Origin of the sequence: Pseudomonas sp. Marseille-P9899 (genome assembly GCF_903166565.1) — a bacterium.
GTDB lineage: Bacteria > Pseudomonadota > Gammaproteobacteria > Pseudomonadales > Pseudomonadaceae > Aquipseudomonas > Aquipseudomonas huaxiensis.
Genome location: NZ_CAESCG010000007.1, coordinates 209512 through 225635, shown reverse-complemented (window position 1 = coordinate 225635; position 16124 = coordinate 209512). Strand labels below are relative to the sequence as shown.

General features: G+C 63.9%; 15 protein-coding genes. 5 read left to right on the top strand and 10 right to left on the bottom strand.

Translation table 11 applies throughout. The features are described from left to right. Positions 1 to 119 precede the first annotated feature (119 nt). Together HWV67_RS27345 and HWV67_RS27340 are read left to right on the top strand one after the other, a co-directional pair. Positions 120 to 1163 (top strand): TauD/TfdA family dioxygenase, encoded by a 1044-nt coding sequence (locus HWV67_RS27345; RefSeq protein WP_175653498.1) that lies wholly within the window; start codon positions 120 to 122, stop codon positions 1161 to 1163. Positions 1164 to 1184: 21 nt separating this feature from the next. Next, positions 1185 to 1982, top strand: a complete 798-nt coding sequence (locus tag HWV67_RS27340) for a TSUP family transporter (RefSeq protein WP_175653497.1) — start codon at positions 1185 to 1187, stop codon at positions 1980 to 1982. Between the two features lie 3 nt (positions 1983 to 1985). Here HWV67_RS27340 and HWV67_RS27335 read toward each other — a convergent pair whose 3' ends face one another. Then, the gene (locus tag HWV67_RS27335; protein WP_175653496.1) at positions 1986 to 2804 is read right to left on the bottom strand and encodes a helix-turn-helix domain-containing protein; all 819 of its coding nucleotides are present in this window, start codon (positions 2802 to 2804) and stop codon (positions 1986 to 1988) included. 176 nt (positions 2805 to 2980) lie between these two features. Here HWV67_RS27335 and HWV67_RS27330 point away from each other — a divergent pair, with 176 nt between their 5' ends. Next, a complete protein-coding gene (locus tag HWV67_RS27330) occupies positions 2981 to 4423 on the top strand; it encodes an alanine/glycine:cation symporter family protein (RefSeq protein ID WP_175653495.1) in 1443 nt (480 codons plus the stop codon). A gap of 92 nt (positions 4424 to 4515) precedes the next feature. Continuing rightward, entirely contained in the window at positions 4516 to 5505 is a 990-nt protein-coding gene (locus HWV67_RS27325; RefSeq protein WP_175653494.1) for an asparaginase, read from the top strand. Between the two features lie 58 nt (positions 5506 to 5563). Here HWV67_RS27325 and HWV67_RS27320 read toward each other — a convergent pair whose 3' ends face one another. The 8 genes from HWV67_RS27320 to HWV67_RS27285 form a co-directional block, all read right to left on the bottom strand. After that, positions 5564 to 6838, bottom strand: a complete 1275-nt coding sequence (locus HWV67_RS27320) for an OprD family porin (protein ID WP_175653493.1) — start codon at positions 6836 to 6838, stop codon at positions 5564 to 5566. A gap of 71 nt (positions 6839 to 6909) precedes the next feature. Then, the gene (gene mhpT, locus HWV67_RS27315; RefSeq protein WP_175653492.1) at positions 6910 to 8121 is read right to left on the bottom strand and encodes a 3-(3-hydroxy-phenyl)propionate transporter MhpT; all 1212 of its coding nucleotides are present in this window, start codon (positions 8119 to 8121) and stop codon (positions 6910 to 6912) included. Between the two features lie 60 nt (positions 8122 to 8181). After that, positions 8182 to 9189, bottom strand: coding sequence for a 4-hydroxy-2-oxovalerate aldolase (dmpG, locus tag HWV67_RS27310; protein WP_175653491.1), 1008 nt, complete (start codon positions 9187 to 9189; stop codon positions 8182 to 8184). 9 nt (positions 9190 to 9198) lie between these two features. Then, positions 9199 to 10125 carry an acetaldehyde dehydrogenase (acetylating) gene (locus HWV67_RS27305; protein WP_175653490.1) on the bottom strand — a complete coding sequence of 309 codons (927 nt, stop codon included), beginning with the start codon at positions 10123 to 10125 and terminating at the stop codon, positions 9199 to 9201. 31 nt (positions 10126 to 10156) lie between these two features. Next, a complete protein-coding gene (gene mhpD, locus HWV67_RS27300; protein WP_175653489.1) occupies positions 10157 to 10951 on the bottom strand; it encodes a 2-keto-4-pentenoate hydratase in 795 nt (264 codons plus the stop codon). 13 nt (positions 10952 to 10964) lie between these two features. After that, positions 10965 to 11822, bottom strand: a complete 858-nt coding sequence (locus HWV67_RS27295) for an alpha/beta fold hydrolase (protein WP_175653488.1) — start codon at positions 11820 to 11822, stop codon at positions 10965 to 10967. A gap of 2 nt (positions 11823 to 11824) precedes the next feature. Beyond that, positions 11825 to 12787: a 3-carboxyethylcatechol 2,3-dioxygenase gene (gene mhpB, locus HWV67_RS27290; protein ID WP_175653487.1), complete on the bottom strand. Its 963-nt coding sequence runs from the start codon at positions 12785 to 12787 to the stop codon at positions 11825 to 11827. 1 nt (position 12788) lies between these two features. Next, complete coding sequence (locus HWV67_RS27285; RefSeq protein WP_175653486.1) at positions 12789 to 14456, bottom strand: bifunctional 3-(3-hydroxy-phenyl)propionate/3-hydroxycinnamic acid hydroxylase; 1668 nt, start codon at positions 14454 to 14456, stop codon at positions 12789 to 12791. Between the two features lie 341 nt (positions 14457 to 14797). Between HWV67_RS27285 and HWV67_RS27280 the strand changes: the two genes are divergently transcribed. Further along, positions 14798 to 15586, top strand: coding sequence for a DNA-binding transcriptional regulator (locus HWV67_RS27280; protein WP_175653485.1), 789 nt, complete (start codon positions 14798 to 14800; stop codon positions 15584 to 15586). A 32-nt stretch (positions 15587 to 15618) separates the two neighbouring features. Here the strand turns inward: HWV67_RS27280 and HWV67_RS27275 are convergent, their stop codons facing one another. Continuing rightward, the gene (locus HWV67_RS27275) at positions 15619 to 16077 is read right to left on the bottom strand and encodes a hypothetical protein (RefSeq protein WP_175653484.1); all 459 of its coding nucleotides are present in this window, start codon (positions 16075 to 16077) and stop codon (positions 15619 to 15621) included. Positions 16078 to 16124: the final 47 nt, after the last annotated feature.

The following is a 16124-nucleotide window of genomic DNA, read 5'->3' as shown; positions in this document are numbered from 1 at the left end:
CTTCTACGGTTGAAAAAACCGCCTTCAATTAGCGCTAACCGGTTACCTGTCCTGCCGTCAGGAGCCATTCGGGGCGTGGAATGCCCTAAACCCCGCCAGATCGCTAAGGAAGGTTCTCCATGCAGGACTCCGAAGTCGCCACCCTCTACTTCGATGACGACCAGCTCGACCAGTTGCACAAAGCCAGCCAGGACCTCGCCAACCACGGCGGTCCGCAGGTACTCGGCGCCGCACTCAAGGCCCGCCTCTGGGCGCGGTTGCTGGAGACGAGCCTGAGCCCGCTGCAACAGGCCATCATCAACCTGTTCGCCGATGGCCGGTTGTCAGTACTGCTGTTTTCCCGCTTGCTGCCACCGCGCAACGATGAACTGCCCGAGCAGTTGCCCGCGCTCGCAGCCCTGGAACGGGACCACCCGTGTCTTTACCTCGCCTCGCGCAATCAGGTGCTGCTGGAGCTGGTCCACTACCGGGCCTTCGCCTTCGATATCGACAACGACGGCAAACACGTGCGGCTGGTCGGCAACTTCAAGGGCGGTGGCCAGCAACCGCGCCCCGATGAAGACCCCTACGAGGCCGTGGAGCTCAGTTCCCACGCCGGCCTGCGCCTCGGGCCGCACACCGAGGCGCCGTACCATTGCTCGGTCGTGGCGCGCGACGGCCATTCGCCCGCCCCTTCCGCGCTGATCCTGAGTGCCCGCTGGAACCCGGCGAACGAGTACACCCAGATTGTTCCGCTGCGCAGCGTCATCGAAGGGCTGGGCAGCCTGGAAGTGTTGGCCCTGGCCTCCAACTCCTTTGATTTCACCCGCAGCGAATGCTTCGTCGACGGCCACGGCGATGCCGGCCACGCCACCTCCATCGTCCAGTTCGATGAACAGGGCGGTTTCAGCGTGCGTTACAACGCTTACCGTTTTTCCGTCAACGAGCAGGCCAGTGACGCCGCCGCCCGGGCGTTCGATGCCTTCAAGGCACGCCTGGCGCAGACCCCACCGCTGGAGTTCGTGCTGCAGCCGGACAGCGTCTTGCTGGTCAACAACAGCCGCGCCCTGCATGGCCGCGAGTTGCTGCAAGACAACCGCCGCCTGCTGGTGCGGCTGTTCGGCTATTCACGTTTCGCCCGCCCCCTGGTCATCAAGGACGATCCGCTGCTGGTTCGCGGCTGAATGGTCTGGAGTTCCTCGCTCATGCTCGAAGTCGATCTGACGCTATTGCTCGCCCTCTCCGGCCTCGCCCTGCTGGCCGGGTTCTTCGATGCCATCGCCGGTGGCGGCGGGCTGATTACCCTGCCCATGCTGTTTCTCGTCGGCATCGACCCGCTGGCGGCGCTGGCCACCAACAAGTTCCAGGCCGCCAGTGCCACCGTCTCGGCCACTGTCGCCTTCTCCCGCCGCGGTATGCTCGACTGGCGCAGCGGCTGGCCGATGGCGCTGATGGCATTTGCCGGCGGCGCATTGGGCGCGCTGTCGGTCAGCCTGGTGCCGAAAGACCTGCTGCAAGCCTGCGTGCCGGTGCTGCTGGTGGTGGTCGCCGCCTGGTTCGCCTTCAGCCCTCGGCTGGACGATCAGCAGATGCGCACACCGCGCATCTCCATCAGCCTGTTCTGCCTGCTGATCGCCCCGCTGATCGGTTTCTATGACGGCGTGTTCGGCCCCGGGGTCGGCTCGTTCTTCATGCTCGCGTTCATGCTGCTGCTCGGCCAGGGCATGCTGCGCGCGGTGGGCAACAGCAAACTGCTGAACGCCGCGTGCAACCTCGGCGCCCTGTCGGTGTTCGCCTCGACCGGCACCATTCTCTGGCCGCTGGCCTTGGCCATGGCGGTCTGCGCCATGTTCGGCGCGCAACTCGGGGCACGCTGCGCGGTGTACTTCGGGCCGCGATTGATCCGCCCACTGGTGGTCTTCGTCTGCTGTGTGATGGCGGTGAAGCTGTTCCTCGATGCCGGCAACCCGCTGGTGGAGTGGGTCGCGCAGCAGTGGCCGTGAGGCTTATTCGATCTCGAACAGGCCGTTGCTGATCGGCCCGGCGGTCAGGCGTTCACGCACATCGTCGTCGATGCGCGGATCGTCCGGGCGATACAGCTTCACCTGGCGATAGGCGTTGATGCGGTTGATCTCCGGGCCCAGGTATTCCCACACCACCCGGGTGCAGGCCGGGGTACGCCGGTCGCCGCTGGAAACACCGGTCTTGAGGCCGTTGAGGCGGGTGATGCGGCTCTTGAAGCTGGGAATCAGGATGGTCTGGCTCATCTCGTTGACGGTCAGCGATTCGTAATCCATCAAAAACAGCCGGTCCTGCAACTGGAACGCGGCGCCCAGGTAACGGCAACGTACCCAGTCCTCGGCCTGCACATCGGTGCTGCTGGAACGCTCCTGGCGCTCCTGGCGTTCAAACAGGAAATTGCCGTTCTCCTCGCGCAAATGCACCAGCGACAGCAGGACATTGCCCGGCACCGACATGCAGTTGGAGTACTCGAAGTAGTAACCGCAGTAGCGCGCCAGGTTGCCACTGTGCTCGCGCAACGGACGCAACAGCTCCAGCAGCGGGTCGCTTTTGGTCGGCACGTTGAGGTTGCTGCTGCGCGCACCAATCAGGCGGGCAAACTGCTCCGGCGGCAGGCACAGCTCGTAATCCTCGACACCGAAAAAATCGCCGATGCGCTTGAGGTTGTAGGCCGTCGGCTGGCTCTGGCCGCTCAGGTACTTGTTGAATTGCGCCCGGTTGATCGAGAGCTGCCGGCAAACCTCGGAAATAGAGCGGTAGTGGCTGCACGCCAATTTGAGGTTGGGGCCAAGGTGTTCACTCATGGGGAAGTCCGGGTTGATGCGATGGGCGCGAGTTTAGCATCAAGTCGCATCAACTGAGAGCAACTGGCGAAATTGTAACCGCCAGTGTCATAGCCAAACATGCGCCCCATGGACCAGCGCGTCGACGCCGGCCTATCTGTCTTTCATGCAAAGAATAAGAATCCGAGGTCACCTCCATGCTCGAAGCGCTCAACGATTTCCTCTCGGGGAAACTCCTCATCGTGCTTATTGTCGGACTGGGCAGCTATTTCACCCTCCGCTCCCGTTTCGTCCAATTCCGTCATTTCGGCCACATGTTCAGTGTGTTCAAGGAATCGTTGCACGGCCAGGCTGGCCAACTGAGCTCGTTCCAGGCGCTGATGCTGAGCCTGGCCGGTCGTGTCGGTGCCGGTAACATCGCCGGTGTCGGTATCGCCGTTACCCTGGGCGGCCCTGGCGCCGTGTTCTGGATGTGGGTCACCGCACTGGTCGGCATGTCCAGCAGCTTCTTCGAATGCACCCTGGCCCAGGTCTACAAGCGCGCCGATGGCGATGGCCTGTACCGCGGCGGCCCGGCGTACTACATCCAGCACGGCCTGAAGCTGAAAAGCATGGCTGTGGTGTTCTCGATCCTGCTGCTGGTGACCTACGGCTTCGCCTTCAACGGCCTGCAGTCCTACACCGTCACCCACTCGCTGCAGAACGCCTTCGGCTTCGATCCAAGCCACACCGGCATCGCCCTCGCCGTGCTGCTGGCCATCGTGTTCCTCGGCGGCATCAAGCGTATCGCTGCGGTGTCCGACCTGCTGGTTCCGGTGAAGACCCTGGCCTACATCGGCGTCACCCTGTACGTGATCGGCAGCCAGATCGACCACGTTCCGGCGATGCTGGAAACCATCTTCAAAAGCGCCTTCGGCCTTGATCCAGCCTTTGCCGGCCTGCTCGGCAGCGCCATCGTCATGGGCGTGAAGCGTGGCGTGTTCGCCAACGAAGCCGGCCTGGGCAGTGCGCCAAACGTCGCCGCCGTCGCCGCCGTGAAACACCCTGGCGCCCAAGGCGTGGTCCAGGCGTTCAGCGTGTTCCTCGACACCTTCGTCATCTGCACCTGCACCGCGCTGCTGATCCTGCTGTCGGGCTTCTACACCCCGGGCTTCGAAGGTGATGGCATCGTCCTGACCCAGAACTCCCTGGCGGCGGTAGTCGGTGACTGGGGTCGTCTGTTCGTCAGCGTCGCGCTGTCGCTGTTCGTCTTCACCTGCATCCTCTACAACTACTACCTGGGCGAAACCAGCCTGCAGTTCCTGACCCGCAACCGCGTAGTGCTGATGGCCTACCGTGGTCTGGTCCTGGCGCTGATCGTCTGGGGCTCGGTACAGAACCTGTCCACCGTGTTCGCCTTCGCCGACATCACCATGACCTGCCTGGCCTTCGTCAACCTGATCGCCCTGACCCTGCTGTTCAAGATCGGTCTGCGGGTAATGCGCGACTACGACGAGCAGCGCAAGGCCGGCATCAAGCAACCGGTGTTCGACTCGGCGAAGTTCGCTGACCTGGACCTGGACCGTGCCGCCTGGCCTGCCGGCGCTAAAGCCGAAGCTGATCCTGCCGCCGCAGTAGGCGACGCGCAAACCCAGCGCTAAGTCCTCCTGGCTGTCGCTCCACAAGAGAGCCGCCCCTTCGCGGGCGGCTTTTTTTTGCCCAGATTTTTCTTTTCATGCTCCGGAATACGCTTATGCGCGCAGTAAAGAACCTCCTCGTCCTCTACACCGGCGGCACCATCGGCATGCTGGAAACCCCTCAGGGCCTGGCACCGGCGGGTGGCTTCGACGCGCGCATGCGTGCCTGGCTTGAACAGCATCCCGAGACGCCGTGCCCACACTGGACACTGCGCGAAATGGCGCCGCTGCTCGACAGCGCCAACATGCAGCAAGCGAACTGGCTGGCGATGCGCGATGCCATCGTCGAGGCGGTGAAACAGGATGGCCACGATGGCGTCCTGCTGCTGCACGGCACCGACACCCTGGCCTACAGCGCCGCCGCGCTGTCGTTCCTGCTGCTCGGGCTGGAGGTGCCGGTGGTGCTGACCGGCTCGATGCTGCCGGCCGGCGCACCGGACAGCGATGCCTGGAACAACCTCGGCGGTGCCCTGGCGCTGTTCGCTGCGGGCGTGGAGAGCGGCGTGCAATTGTTCTTCGCCGGCAAGCTGATGCCCGGCGTGCACGCCAGCAAATTACGCAGCGAAGCCTTCGAGGCGTTCGCCGCCCTGCCGCGTCATCGCGAAGGCGAGCGCGCCGCGGAAGTGCCCGCGGTGCTGAGCTACTGCCAGCCGCGCGTCGCCGTGAACCTCGCGGTGGCGCCGGTGTACCCGGGCCTGCAGGCAGCGCACGTCGAGGCGCTGCTGAACACCGGCGTGAAGGGGTTGCTGCTGGAGTGCTACGGCAGCGGCACCGGTCCGTCGGATGACGAGGCGTTGCTCGATGTCCTGCGCAAAGCCGGCGAACGCGGCGTGCTGGTCGCGGCAATCAGCCAGTGCGCGGAAGGCAGCGTGGTGTTCGACACCTACGCCGCCGGCAGCCGGCTGCGGGATACCGGGCTGGTTTCAGCCGGTGGCATGACCCGCGAGGCGGCCTTGGGCAAACTGTTCGCCCTGCTCGGCGCCGGGCTGGACCTGGCCACGGCGCGGCATTGGTTCGAGCTGGATCTGTGCGGCGAGCGGGCCTGATTCCCAGACGTGCGCGACGGCTCGGCACACCGAACCGTCGCGCTCAGCCAGAAGCCCTTCACCACAGCGCAATCGTGTAATCCACATTCACCCGCAGTTCATTGCCATCCCTGAAGGTCGCCGCCGGGGCGAAGTCATTGCGGTACCAGGCATGTCGCACCCGCAATCCCACACCCTTGAAGGTTCCGGACTGCAGCACGTAGGAGACTTCGACATCAGTCTCCCGCTCGTGCCGGTCATCGCCGCCCAGCGCCGTAGGCAGGCTGATGTTGCTGCCATCGATGTAGCGCAGCATGCCTTTCAGGCCCGGCACGCCTACTCCGACGAAGTCATAGTCGTACTTCACCTGCCAACTGCGCTCATCCGCGTTGATGAACTCCGAACTCAGCGAGCCCTCGGTAATCACCAGCGGCTCGGTGCCCGCCACATAAGGCATGGCGCTGTCGCCACTGAGGTGCATGTAGCCGGCACCGAAGGTGTGGGCGCCCAGCGCATAGCTGAACATCGCCGCCAGATTGCGGTTATCCACACGCCCCGCCTTGGCTGCACCGTCCTCGCCAGCCATGAAATAACGCACATCACTCTTCAGCTTGCCGGCGCCCACCGGCGTCACGTGCTCGAAGCCGACGAAGTCCTTGCGATACAGATCCTGCAAGGCTGCGTGGTAGTACTTCAGGGTCAGCGCATCAGACCAGCGCCAATCCGCGCCGAGAAACAGGAACTGGTCCGACTCGGCCTTGCCATTGAAGCGGCCATTGGGCGCGGCGACGGTGAATTTCTGATAGTTGCTGGAATCCCGCTGGTTCATCCGGTCGAGCCAGCCGGCGTGCAGGGTGAAGCCGTCGATGTCCTCGGAGCGCAGATAGGTGCCGCGCAAGGTCTGCGGCAGCAGGCGACTGGGGCTGGCGAACATCACCGGCAACAGGGTGCTGATGGTGCCGGCCTGCAACTCGGTCTTCGAGACTTTCATCTTGGCGGTGAGGCCGAGCTCCGCATAGTTGTCGTCGGGCTCGCGGGTCACCGGGTCGTAGGGCAGCAAACCGGTGCCGGTGCGGTCAGGCGAGGAATCCAGCTTGATCCCCAGCATGCCCTGGGCATTGAGCCCGAAGCCCACCGGGCCTTCGGTGAACCCCGAGTTGAAGCGGACGATAAAACCCTGGGCCCACTCGCGCGCGGCGGACTGGGCCGACGTGCCTTTGTAGTCGCGGTCGAAGTAGTAGTTGCGGGCGGTCAGGCTGGCTTTGCTGTCCTCGACGAAACCGGCGGCGCAGGCGTTGGAAATCAGGACGAACGGCAACCACAGGCCGAACGCCCGGAGCAGAAATGCAGGCATGGTCATTCACTTTATTGTTGTTGTAAGCGAACCCGCGCCAGCGACCTGGCGCGAGAAATGGAGTGAGGTAATCAGTCGGCCTGTCGGCTGCGTTGCGACAGGCAGAACATCGCTGCCGCGGCGAGCACGATGCCCGGCGCCGAGGCCAACATCACCCCCGCCGTGCCGGTGCCCAGCGCCAGCATCTTGCCGGCGATCAGCGGACCGCTCATGGCGCCGAGCCGCCCCACCGCGACCGCAGAACCCACGCCAGTGGCGCGCATGCGGGTCGGATAGAACAGCGGCGTAAAGGCATAGAGCACGCCTTGCCCACCCGTGGCGAACAGCCCGGCGACGAAGCCGGCCATCAGCATGCCGGGCAAAGTATTGGCCAGACCCAGCGCCGCCAGCGAACAGAGGATGCCGACATAAATCAGCACCGCCATGGCCCAGGCCGGCAGACGGTCCATCAGCGCACCCAGCGCCAGGGTGCCCACCGCCGCGCCCAGTTGCAGCGCCAGCATCACCCAACTGGCCTGACGCGAATCGAAGCCTTGGGCGACCAGCAGGCTCGGCAGCCAGTTGACCAGGATGTAGACCACCATGAGGGTGAAGAAATAGCTCAGCCACAACAGCAATGTGGCCGGCGCCGCGCCGTTGCGAAACAGGCCGTGCCAGACGCCATGCTCCTCGGCACTGACCGTCTCGGACTGCCGGGCCTGGAACTGCGCCGACTCCGGCAGGTAGCGTCCGAGCAGCGGCACGATCAGCAGCGGCACCAGGCCGCCGACATAGAACACCACTTTCCAGCCGCCGGAAAAACCGATGATGCCGATGACCGCAGCCAGTGCCGCGCCCAGCGGCACGCCGCAATACATCATGCTCACCGCCGTGCCGCGCAGGCGTGGGCCGGCGGCTTCGGACGTGAGTGCGATGAGGTTGGGCAGTGCTGCACCGAGGCCGATGCCCGTCAGGCAGCGAGCGGCCACCAGGCTATGGAAATCCCAGGCCACGGCGGTGACCAGCGAGAACAGGCCGAACAGCGCCACGGCGGCCATCAACACCCGCTTGCGACCAATCCGGTCGGCCAGCCAGCCGCCGACGAAAGCGCCGGGCAACAGGCCGAGAATCCCGGCGCTGAATACCCAACCCATTTTCATCTTGTCCAGCCCGAAGGCCGCGGCCATGCCTTGGGCGGCGATGCCGGCGGCCTGCAGGTCGAGGCCTTCCATCAGTGCCACCAGGAAGCACAGGGCGATGGTGGTGGCGAGTTGCACGCGGTTTGTTGCGGTTATCCCGGTCATGGGATGTACCTCGATTTATTGTTGTAGAGGTCTTTGTTTTTGGCCTGCAGCGATGAGGCCCTAACGGCTACGAAGAAGATCCAGCGCCACATCCACAATCATGTCCTCCTGCCCTCCCACCATCCGCCGCTTGCCCAGCTCCACCAGAATGTCCACGGTCTTCAACCCATACCGCGCCGCCGCGATTTCCGCATGACGCAGGAAGCTCGAATAAACCCCCGCATACCCCAGCGCCAGCGACTCGCGGTCCACGCGCACCGGCCGGTCCTGCAACGGACGCACGATGTCATCCGCCGCATCCATCAAGGTGTAGAGATCAGTGCCATGGTTCCAGCCCAGCCGCTCGGCAGCCGCGATAAACACCTCAAGCGGCGCATTACCCGCGCCCGCCCCCATGCCCGCAAGGCTGGCGTCGATCCGATCACAGCCCTCTTCCACCGCCGCAATCGAGTTGGCAACGCCAAGACTCAGGTTGTGATGTGCATGCATGCCGGTCTGGGTTTCCGGGTTCAGCACCGCCTTGAACGCCCGCATCCGGTCGCGGATGTCCTGCATGTTCATCGCGCCACCCGAATCAGCCATGTAGATGCACTGCGCTCCGTAGCTCTCCATCAACTTGCCCTGCGCCGCCAACTGCTCGGCCGGGACCATGTGGCTCATCATCAGGAAGCCGACGGTGTCCATGCCCAGCTCGCGGGCGTATTCGATGTGCTGTTTCGATACGTCCGCTTCGGTGCAATGAGTGGCGACGCGGACCACACGGGCGCCGGCGTCATAAGCAGCTTTCAAGTCATGAACCGTGCCGATGCCCGGCAACAGCAGCGTGGCGATCTTGGCGTGGCTGACCACGTCCGCCACTGCCTCGATGTACTCAAGATCAGTGTGCCGGCCAAAGCCATAGTTGAAGCTGGACCCTTGCAGGCCATCGCCGTGGGCAACCTCGATGGAGTCGACCTTGGCCTTGTCCAGCGCCCGGGCGATATCCCGAGCGTTATCGAGGGTGTACTGATGGCGCACTGCATGGCTGCCGTCGCGCAGGGTGACGTCGGAGATGTAGATCTTTTGCATGGTCGTTCCTCAGCCGTTGATCATCGACAGGGCCATGCGCTCGGCGGTGGCCATGGCGGCGGACGTCATGATGTCGAGGTTGCCGGCGTAGGCCGGGAGGTAATGGGCGGCGCCTTCGACTTCGAGGAACACCGAGGTCTTCAGGCCGGAGAACACGCCAAGACCGGGAATTCTCAGGTCGCTGACTGCTTCGAACTGGACCTTCTGCTTGAGTCGGTAGCCGGGCACATAGGCCTGGACAGCCTGGGCCATTTCGATGATCGAAGCCTCGACCTTCGCCTGATCGACCGCCTCGGAAAGGACGAACACCGTGTCACGCATGATCAACGGCGGCTCGGCCGGATTCATCACGATGATCGCTTTACCCTTGGCCGCACCACCGATCACTTCGATGGCACGGGAGGTGGTTTCGGTGAACTCGTCGATATTGGCGCGGGTGCCGGGGCCGGCGGATTTGCTGGCGATCGAGGCGACGATTTCGGCGTAGAGAACCTTGGCGACACGGGACACCGCCGCAACCATCGGGATCGTCGCCTGGCCGCCACAAGTGACCATGTTGACGTTGAGCTGAGCGAGGTTCTGCTCCAGGTTCACTACCGGCACGCAGTACGGACCGATGGCGGCTGGCGTCAGGTCAATCAGGCGGATGCCGGGTTTGATCGAGCGCAGGAAGGCGTCGTTCTTGACGTGGGCGCCGGCGCTGGTGGCATCGAAGACGAAATCGATGTGCTGGAACTCCGCCATACGGGTCAGGCCTTGCACGCCTTCGTGGGTCGTGGCCACGCCCATGCGAGCGGCTCGCGCCAGTCCATCGGAGTTCGGGTCGATGCCGACCATCACCGACATTTCCAGGTGCTGCGCGTTACGCAGGATCTTGATCATCAAATCGGTGCCGATGTTGCCGGAGCCGATGATGGCGACTTTGAGTTTTTTCATTGTGTTCATCTCTTGTGCACGCAGGTCGCAATCACTCGACCGTGAATTCCACGGCCACTTGGCCAATACCGTCGATCTCGGCTTCGAAGCGATCACCGGCGGCGACCGCAACCATCGGCCCGAGGGCGCCGGTGAGGATCACGTCGCCAGCACGCAACGGTTCGCCCAACCGGGCCATGGTCCGCGCCAGCCACACCGCAGCGTTGAGCGGATGGCCCAGGCACTGGGCGCCGCTGCCACTGGAGACTTGTTCGCCGTTGCGGGTCATGCGCATGGCCGCGTTGCGCAGGTCCAGGCCATCAATGCGCCGCACCGGCCCGCCGAGCACGAAGCAGCCGCTGGAGGCGTTGTCGGCGACGGTGTCGACGAAGCGGATATTCCAGCCCGCCACCCGGCTGCCGACGATCTCCAGCGCCGGCATCACCCAACCGGTCGCCGCGAGGACCTCGGCAAAAGTGGTGTCCACGGCCGGTAGATCGCGCTTGAGGACCAGGGCGATTTCCGCCTCGATCTTTGCTTGCTGCACACGGCCAAACGGCACGGTTTCGTTGTCGCCGTAGCACATGTCGGCGAACAGCGTGCCGAAGTCGGGCTGGTCGACCCCCAGTTGGGCCTGCACCTTGGGATTGGTCAGGCCGATCTTGCGCCCCACCACCCGGCGCCCGCCGGCCACCGCATGGGCGATGTTCAGGCGCTGGATGGCGTAGGCCGCGTCGCCGTTGTCTTCGCCGATGCGCTCGCGCAACGGGGCGATGGCTTCACCGCTGGCTTCGGCTTGGCGCAGTTCGGCGGCCAGTTGGTCCAGGGTCTGTTGGGAAATTGTCATGCTCGACTCCAGGTCAGTGGCTGAGGAAATCCAGGACCATGCGGTTGAAAGCGTCGGCGTGTTCCCACTGCGCCCAGTGGCCGCAACGGTTGAACACATGCAGTTGCGCGTTGGGCAGACCCGCGAGCAGACGCAGGCCGGCGTCCATGGGCACGAAGCGGTCTTCGCGGCCCCAGATCACTAGGGTCTGGGCGCTGATTTCGTGCAGCCGTGGGCCGAAGTCGGGGAACTGCTTCGGATTGGCGGCCAGGCTGGCGACGAAGTTTTCCAGGTGGTCGCGGCGCGCCAGCATGTTGTCGAGGCGGGTCTGGAACAGTTCTTCGGTGAGGCTGCTGGCATCGAAGACGAAGACATTCATCATCTTCTTCAGGTTGTCGATGGTCGGTTCGCGGTACAGGCCGTTCAGCAACTTGATGCCCTCGGTGGGCATCGGCACGAACGGACTTGCGCCGCCGGTCCCGCCGCCCATCAGCACCAACTTGCCGACCCGCGGCGGGTTGGCGAGGGCAAAGGCGACGGCACTGTGGCCGCCCATGGAGTTGCCGAGAATGTGCACGCGGTCGAGATCGAGGGCATCGAGCAGGCCCTTGAGGGCGCGAGCGTTGAGGTCCGAGCGCGAGCCGCGGCAGACGATCGGATCGCTTTTGCTCCAGCCCGGGCAGTCCATCAGGATCACCCGGTAACCGGCGGCGGTCAGCGGTTCGATGTTGCGGTTGAAGTTGGCCCAGCCGCTGGCGCCAGGGCCGGAACCATGCAGCATGACCACGGTTTCATCACCCTGGCCAACGTCGTTGTAATGCAGTTGCAGATCGAGATCGCCTTCCTGGATTCGAACCAGACGGCTGCTGGAGGCTTCGGTTGCGGTAGTCATGTTCAGGCTTCCTTCGATGCGGTGGATACGGGGCGCGCCGCAAGGGCGCCGAAGCCGGCGATCCATTCCGGGATCGGCCGGTAATAGCGGTCGCTGGCCGCATAGGGACCGAACGCCGACAGCGCGGCGAACGCGGCGACCCAGGTCTTCACTTCGTGGGTGGACTTGCCGGCCAGGGCGGACAGTTCGGCGTTGCTCAAGCCATCCAGCTCGGCCAGCCGGCATTCGCTGAGGGCGTCGAGGAACTGCTGGTCCCAGACCGGGTTGAGCGGGTGCAGCGAATGCTGGTCCTCGACGAAGCGCCGAGCGGCCTGAATGACCCGCTGCTGGCGCGCTTCGCGTTCATCGGCCGGCAGGTTGCGGCCGCTGCCCATGAGGCGGTCGGCCATGCGCGCGTCGACTTTCGCCAGCTCCGGCACCGGCGGCTGGTGCGACAGGCCGCCGGAACCGATGAACAACACGCGTTTGTTCAGCGTCCGGGCGTACCGGCCAATCGCCTCGCCGAACAGGCGAGCGCGCTGGAAACCCGGCAACGGCACCGCGACCGAATTGATGAACACCGGGATCACCGGGCACCGCTCGATGCCGCCGAGCAGCAGTTCCAAAGGCTGGGCGAAACCGTGATCGACCTGCATGCAGTAGGACACCGCAGCGTCCACGCCCGCCTCCAGCACCGCATCGGCGCAGGCTTCGGCGAGGTCTTTCGGTACGTTCAGCGGACCGGCTGCGGTGTCGAAATCGCCGATCGCCTGCGCCGACATGCCGATGCAGAACGACGGCATGACGTCATAGAAAAAACCGTTGTAGTGGTCCGGCGCGAACAGGAACACCAGCTCCGGGTCAAAGGCCTCGACCTGGGCCCGGGCGTTGGCGATCACAGCGTCCACTTCATCCAGCACTGCCTGCGCGGGATCGACAAACCCCACCAGCGGCGTGTGCGACAGGCATTGCACCAGGGCGGCCATCTCAAGCCACCTTGCTGGCGACAGGCTGGTTGACCAGCGGCGCAGTAGCATGAACCGCCTGCGCCAGCGCATCGCAGGCCTTGTCCAGCGTCTGTGGAATGGCCAGCGCCGCGAGGAAGCGGTCCGGGCGCACCACGGCGACGGAGGCGGGATAACGTCCAAACCACTCCTTCAAACTTCCGCTGCAATCGCCGACGCGGATCACGCCGTCGATGGCCTCGCGTCCAGCCTCCAGTTGCACGGCCGGCAGCACTTGAATGAAGCGGGTGCCGAGGCGTTGCCAGAACGCCACCTGCGCCGCACTCAGGCCCCAGATCGGATTGGTGCCCCAGGCGATGATCGCGAAGTTGTCGCCGATCACGTCGTCCAGCAACACCTGGCGGCCATCTTCGGTCTGCACCTTGGGCTGGATGAACATGCGGCCCACCGGCGAGTTCGCCAGTTGCGGCGTGCTGGCCACCAGGGCGCCGGCGCTGTACTGCGGCATCGGCTTGAAGCGCATTTCCAGGAAGTAGCGTTTGACCGGCGGCAGGTAGTTGAGCAGCCAGGAAATCCCGTCGCGTAACGCGCCCTGCCAACGCTTCGGCGGCGCCAGCACGTGGCCCGCCAGCACCGACAGATTGATCATCGCCCGGGCATGGTCGCGGCGCTCCAGTTCATAAGTGTCCAGTAGCCCCTCACCCGCCAGGCCCTTGACCACCATCGCCAGTTTCCAGCCGAGGTTGCTGGCATCGCGCATGCCGCTGTTGTAACCCTGCCCCTGCCAGACCGGCATGATGTGCGCGGCATCGCCGGCAAGCAGGACCCGCTTGCTGCGGAACTGCCCGGCGAGACGCGCGTTGTGGGTGTAGACGCGGCTGCGGATAAGTTCGATGCGGTCCGGGTCCGGCAGCACCTTGGCCAGCAGGCGGCGCATGTTTTCCGGCTTGCTCAGTTCCGCCTCGGTTTCACCAGGCATCACCATGAATTCGAAGCGGCGCACGCCGTGGGGCAATGCGGCGGACACGTAGGGGCGCACCGGGTCACAGCACAGGTACACGTTCGGCGTGCCCAGAGGATCGTTGGCGATATCGACGACGATCCACTGGTTCGGCGCGGTCTTGCCGTCGAACGAAATACCGAGGGTGCGACGCACGTAGCTGTTGCCGCCATCGCAAGCCACAAGGTAGTCGCCGCGCACGGTTTCCTGGACTGCGCCGGGACCTTCCATACGCAGGCTCACACCGCTGTCATCCTGGGTGAACTCGGTGACGTCACGGCTGAACAGGATGCGCACATTAGCGAAGCGCTTCAGGCCGTTAAGCAACACGGCATCCACCTGCGGCTGGATAAAGGCATTGCGCCGCGACCAGCCGAATTCCTCCGTCAGCGGCTGAATATCGGCGAAGCAACGCCCTTTGGGCGTGAGGAAACGCATGGCGTGCCACGGCGTGGTGTGCGGCAGCACCTGGTCCACCAGACCGATGGCCTGCACGGTGCGTAGCGACTCATCATCGATGCCGATGGCGCGCGGGTAGTCGATCAGCTTGTCGAGTTTCTCCACCACCAGCACGTCAATGCCGGACTGGCCGAGGTAGTTGGCGATCGCCAGGCCCACCGGGCCGGCACCCAGCACCACGACTTGGGCCTTGTGGTCAGTCTGCGAGGAAAAGGTATGGGTTGTTTTCATTGTTTTTCACCGTATCGGACAGCGTCACGGCGGCCGGCTGCACAAACATCAGACAAGCCGGGGCCAGCCCCCGAACCTGGAAAAGTTCGTGGGTGTGAAGGTTGCAAAAGGGTTCGGTGGGCGACCTTGCTCAGAGGTGGCAGGGCCGGGCCGTCAGAGCGTCAAGACGGCGCGTCGGGCAGAGAGGGGGCGCGGGCAGGCAGCATGGTGGTTTCCCTTGTAAGGGTGTTCGTTCTTGTTGGCGCTAGTATAAGAACGCCATTTCTTGCCCTACAATCAAAAACCGCCGCGCCGTGCACCTAGTGCACAGCACTGATTTACAAAGAATTTCTGGTGAATTCATGGCATCTGAAGGCGAATCCGACTACAAGACCGTTCGCGGACTGACCCGCGGTCTGCTGCTGCTCAACACCCTCAACCACCTCGGCGGTGGCGCCAGCCCGACCCGTCTGGCCGATCTGACGGGCCTGCACCGCACCACCGTGCGACGCCTGCTGGAGACCTTGCAGGAAGAAGGTTACGTACGTCGCAGCGAATCGGACGACAGCTTCCGCCTGTGCCTGAAGGTACGCGAACTGAGCGAAGGCTTCCGCGACGACCAATGGATCTCCGCCCTCGCCGCTCCACTGCTGGCCGAGCTGCTGCAGGAGGTGGTGTGGCCGACCGACCTCTGTACCCTGGACGTCGATGCCATGGTGGTGCGTGAATCGACCCACCGCTTCAGCCGCCTGTCGTTTCACCGCTCCATCGTCGGCCGACGCCTGCCCATCCTGCTCACCGCCACGGGCCTGGCCTACCTCGCCTTCTGCCCGGATGCCGAACGCGAGCGCATCATCGAGTTGCTGGCCAGCCGCGACGACGAAGACAGCCGTCTGGCACGCAATCCCGACGCACTGGACAACCTCCTGCGCAAAACCCGTCACCGGGGTTACGGGGAAAACTTCATGACCTGGGACCAGGAAGAAAAGATCGCCTCCATCGCCGTACCCATCCGCGGCAAGCAGCAACTGCTGGGGTGCCTGAATCTGGTGTATGTGGCGAAGGCGATGAGTATCGAGCAGGCGGTTGTGCGGTATTTGCCGGCGTTGCAGAGGACGGCGTTGCGGATTGAGCAGGAGGCGGGGGCATGACCGAAACTGGCTGCCGCTGAAGGGTTATCCGCCTATCCCGTTTTAAAGCGGCGCTTCACAAGAAAGTGGCTCTCACCCAGATATTGAAGAGAGTATGCGGTATCAGGCAGCACACTTTCCTCGCCGACCAACTCATATTCTTCGGCCAGAAACCGCTCCGCAGAGATACCTGCCCCTTCCTTGAACAGAGCCATGCCAATCAAACAAATAGATGCGCCAACAAGGAATACAAACACTACCTGGACGCTAACGTATGGACTAAAGAAGAGGCTGCTGGATAGTTTGAATACGATAAGTCGGTACCCCATAAGCCAGGACAACACCCCATTAATCGCTGCGAGGCCTCCAACGATTATAAGCAGCAACGCGATCAAGTTGAGGTGGGCCTTGCTGGAGGGGTTGGCACGAAGGAATTCTTCATATTTTTCATCGAACCCTTCAACCTGGAACTCACCATCGACAGCAGGGAGCTGGACCGAGAATTTACCCATTCTGGAAAGCTCCCGCTTTTTGAACTAGCAAAATAAGGCCGCCTCTG

What these genes read in the sequence shown, in the direction of transcription:
- HWV67_RS27345 (WP_175653498.1), top strand. Translation starts at nt 120, where the DNA reads ATGCAGGACTCCGAAGTCGCCACCCTCTACTTCGATGACGACCAGCTC.
- HWV67_RS27340 (WP_175653497.1), top strand. Translation starts at nt 1,185, where the DNA reads ATGCTCGAAGTCGATCTGACGCTATTGCTCGCCCTCTCCGGCCTCGCC.
- HWV67_RS27335 (WP_175653496.1), bottom strand. Translation starts at nt 2,804, where the DNA reads ATGAGTGAACACCTTGGCCCCAACCTCAAATTGGCGTGCAGCCACTAC.
- HWV67_RS27330 (WP_175653495.1), top strand. Translation starts at nt 2,981, where the DNA reads ATGCTCGAAGCGCTCAACGATTTCCTCTCGGGGAAACTCCTCATCGTG.
- HWV67_RS27325 (WP_175653494.1), top strand. Translation starts at nt 4,516, where the DNA reads ATGCGCGCAGTAAAGAACCTCCTCGTCCTCTACACCGGCGGCACCATC.
- HWV67_RS27320 (WP_175653493.1), bottom strand. Translation starts at nt 6,838, where the DNA reads ATGCCTGCATTTCTGCTCCGGGCGTTCGGCCTGTGGTTGCCGTTCGTC.
- mhpT (WP_175653492.1), bottom strand. Translation starts at nt 8,121, where the DNA reads ATGACCGGGATAACCGCAACAAACCGCGTGCAACTCGCCACCACCATC.
- dmpG (WP_175653491.1), bottom strand. Translation starts at nt 9,189, where the DNA reads ATGCAAAAGATCTACATCTCCGACGTCACCCTGCGCGACGGCAGCCAT.
- HWV67_RS27305 (WP_175653490.1), bottom strand. Translation starts at nt 10,125, where the DNA reads ATGAAAAAACTCAAAGTCGCCATCATCGGCTCCGGCAACATCGGCACC.
- mhpD (WP_175653489.1), bottom strand. Translation starts at nt 10,951, where the DNA reads ATGACAATTTCCCAACAGACCCTGGACCAACTGGCCGCCGAACTGCGC.
- HWV67_RS27295 (WP_175653488.1), bottom strand. Translation starts at nt 11,822, where the DNA reads ATGACTACCGCAACCGAAGCCTCCAGCAGCCGTCTGGTTCGAATCCAG.
- mhpB (WP_175653487.1), bottom strand. Translation starts at nt 12,787, where the DNA reads ATGGCCGCCCTGGTGCAATGCCTGTCGCACACGCCGCTGGTGGGGTTT.
- HWV67_RS27285 (WP_175653486.1), bottom strand. Translation starts at nt 14,456, where the DNA reads ATGAAAACAACCCATACCTTTTCCTCGCAGACTGACCACAAGGCCCAA.
- HWV67_RS27280 (WP_175653485.1), top strand. Translation starts at nt 14,798, where the DNA reads ATGGCATCTGAAGGCGAATCCGACTACAAGACCGTTCGCGGACTGACC.
- HWV67_RS27275 (WP_175653484.1), bottom strand. Translation starts at nt 16,077, where the DNA reads ATGGGTAAATTCTCGGTCCAGCTCCCTGCTGTCGATGGTGAGTTCCAG.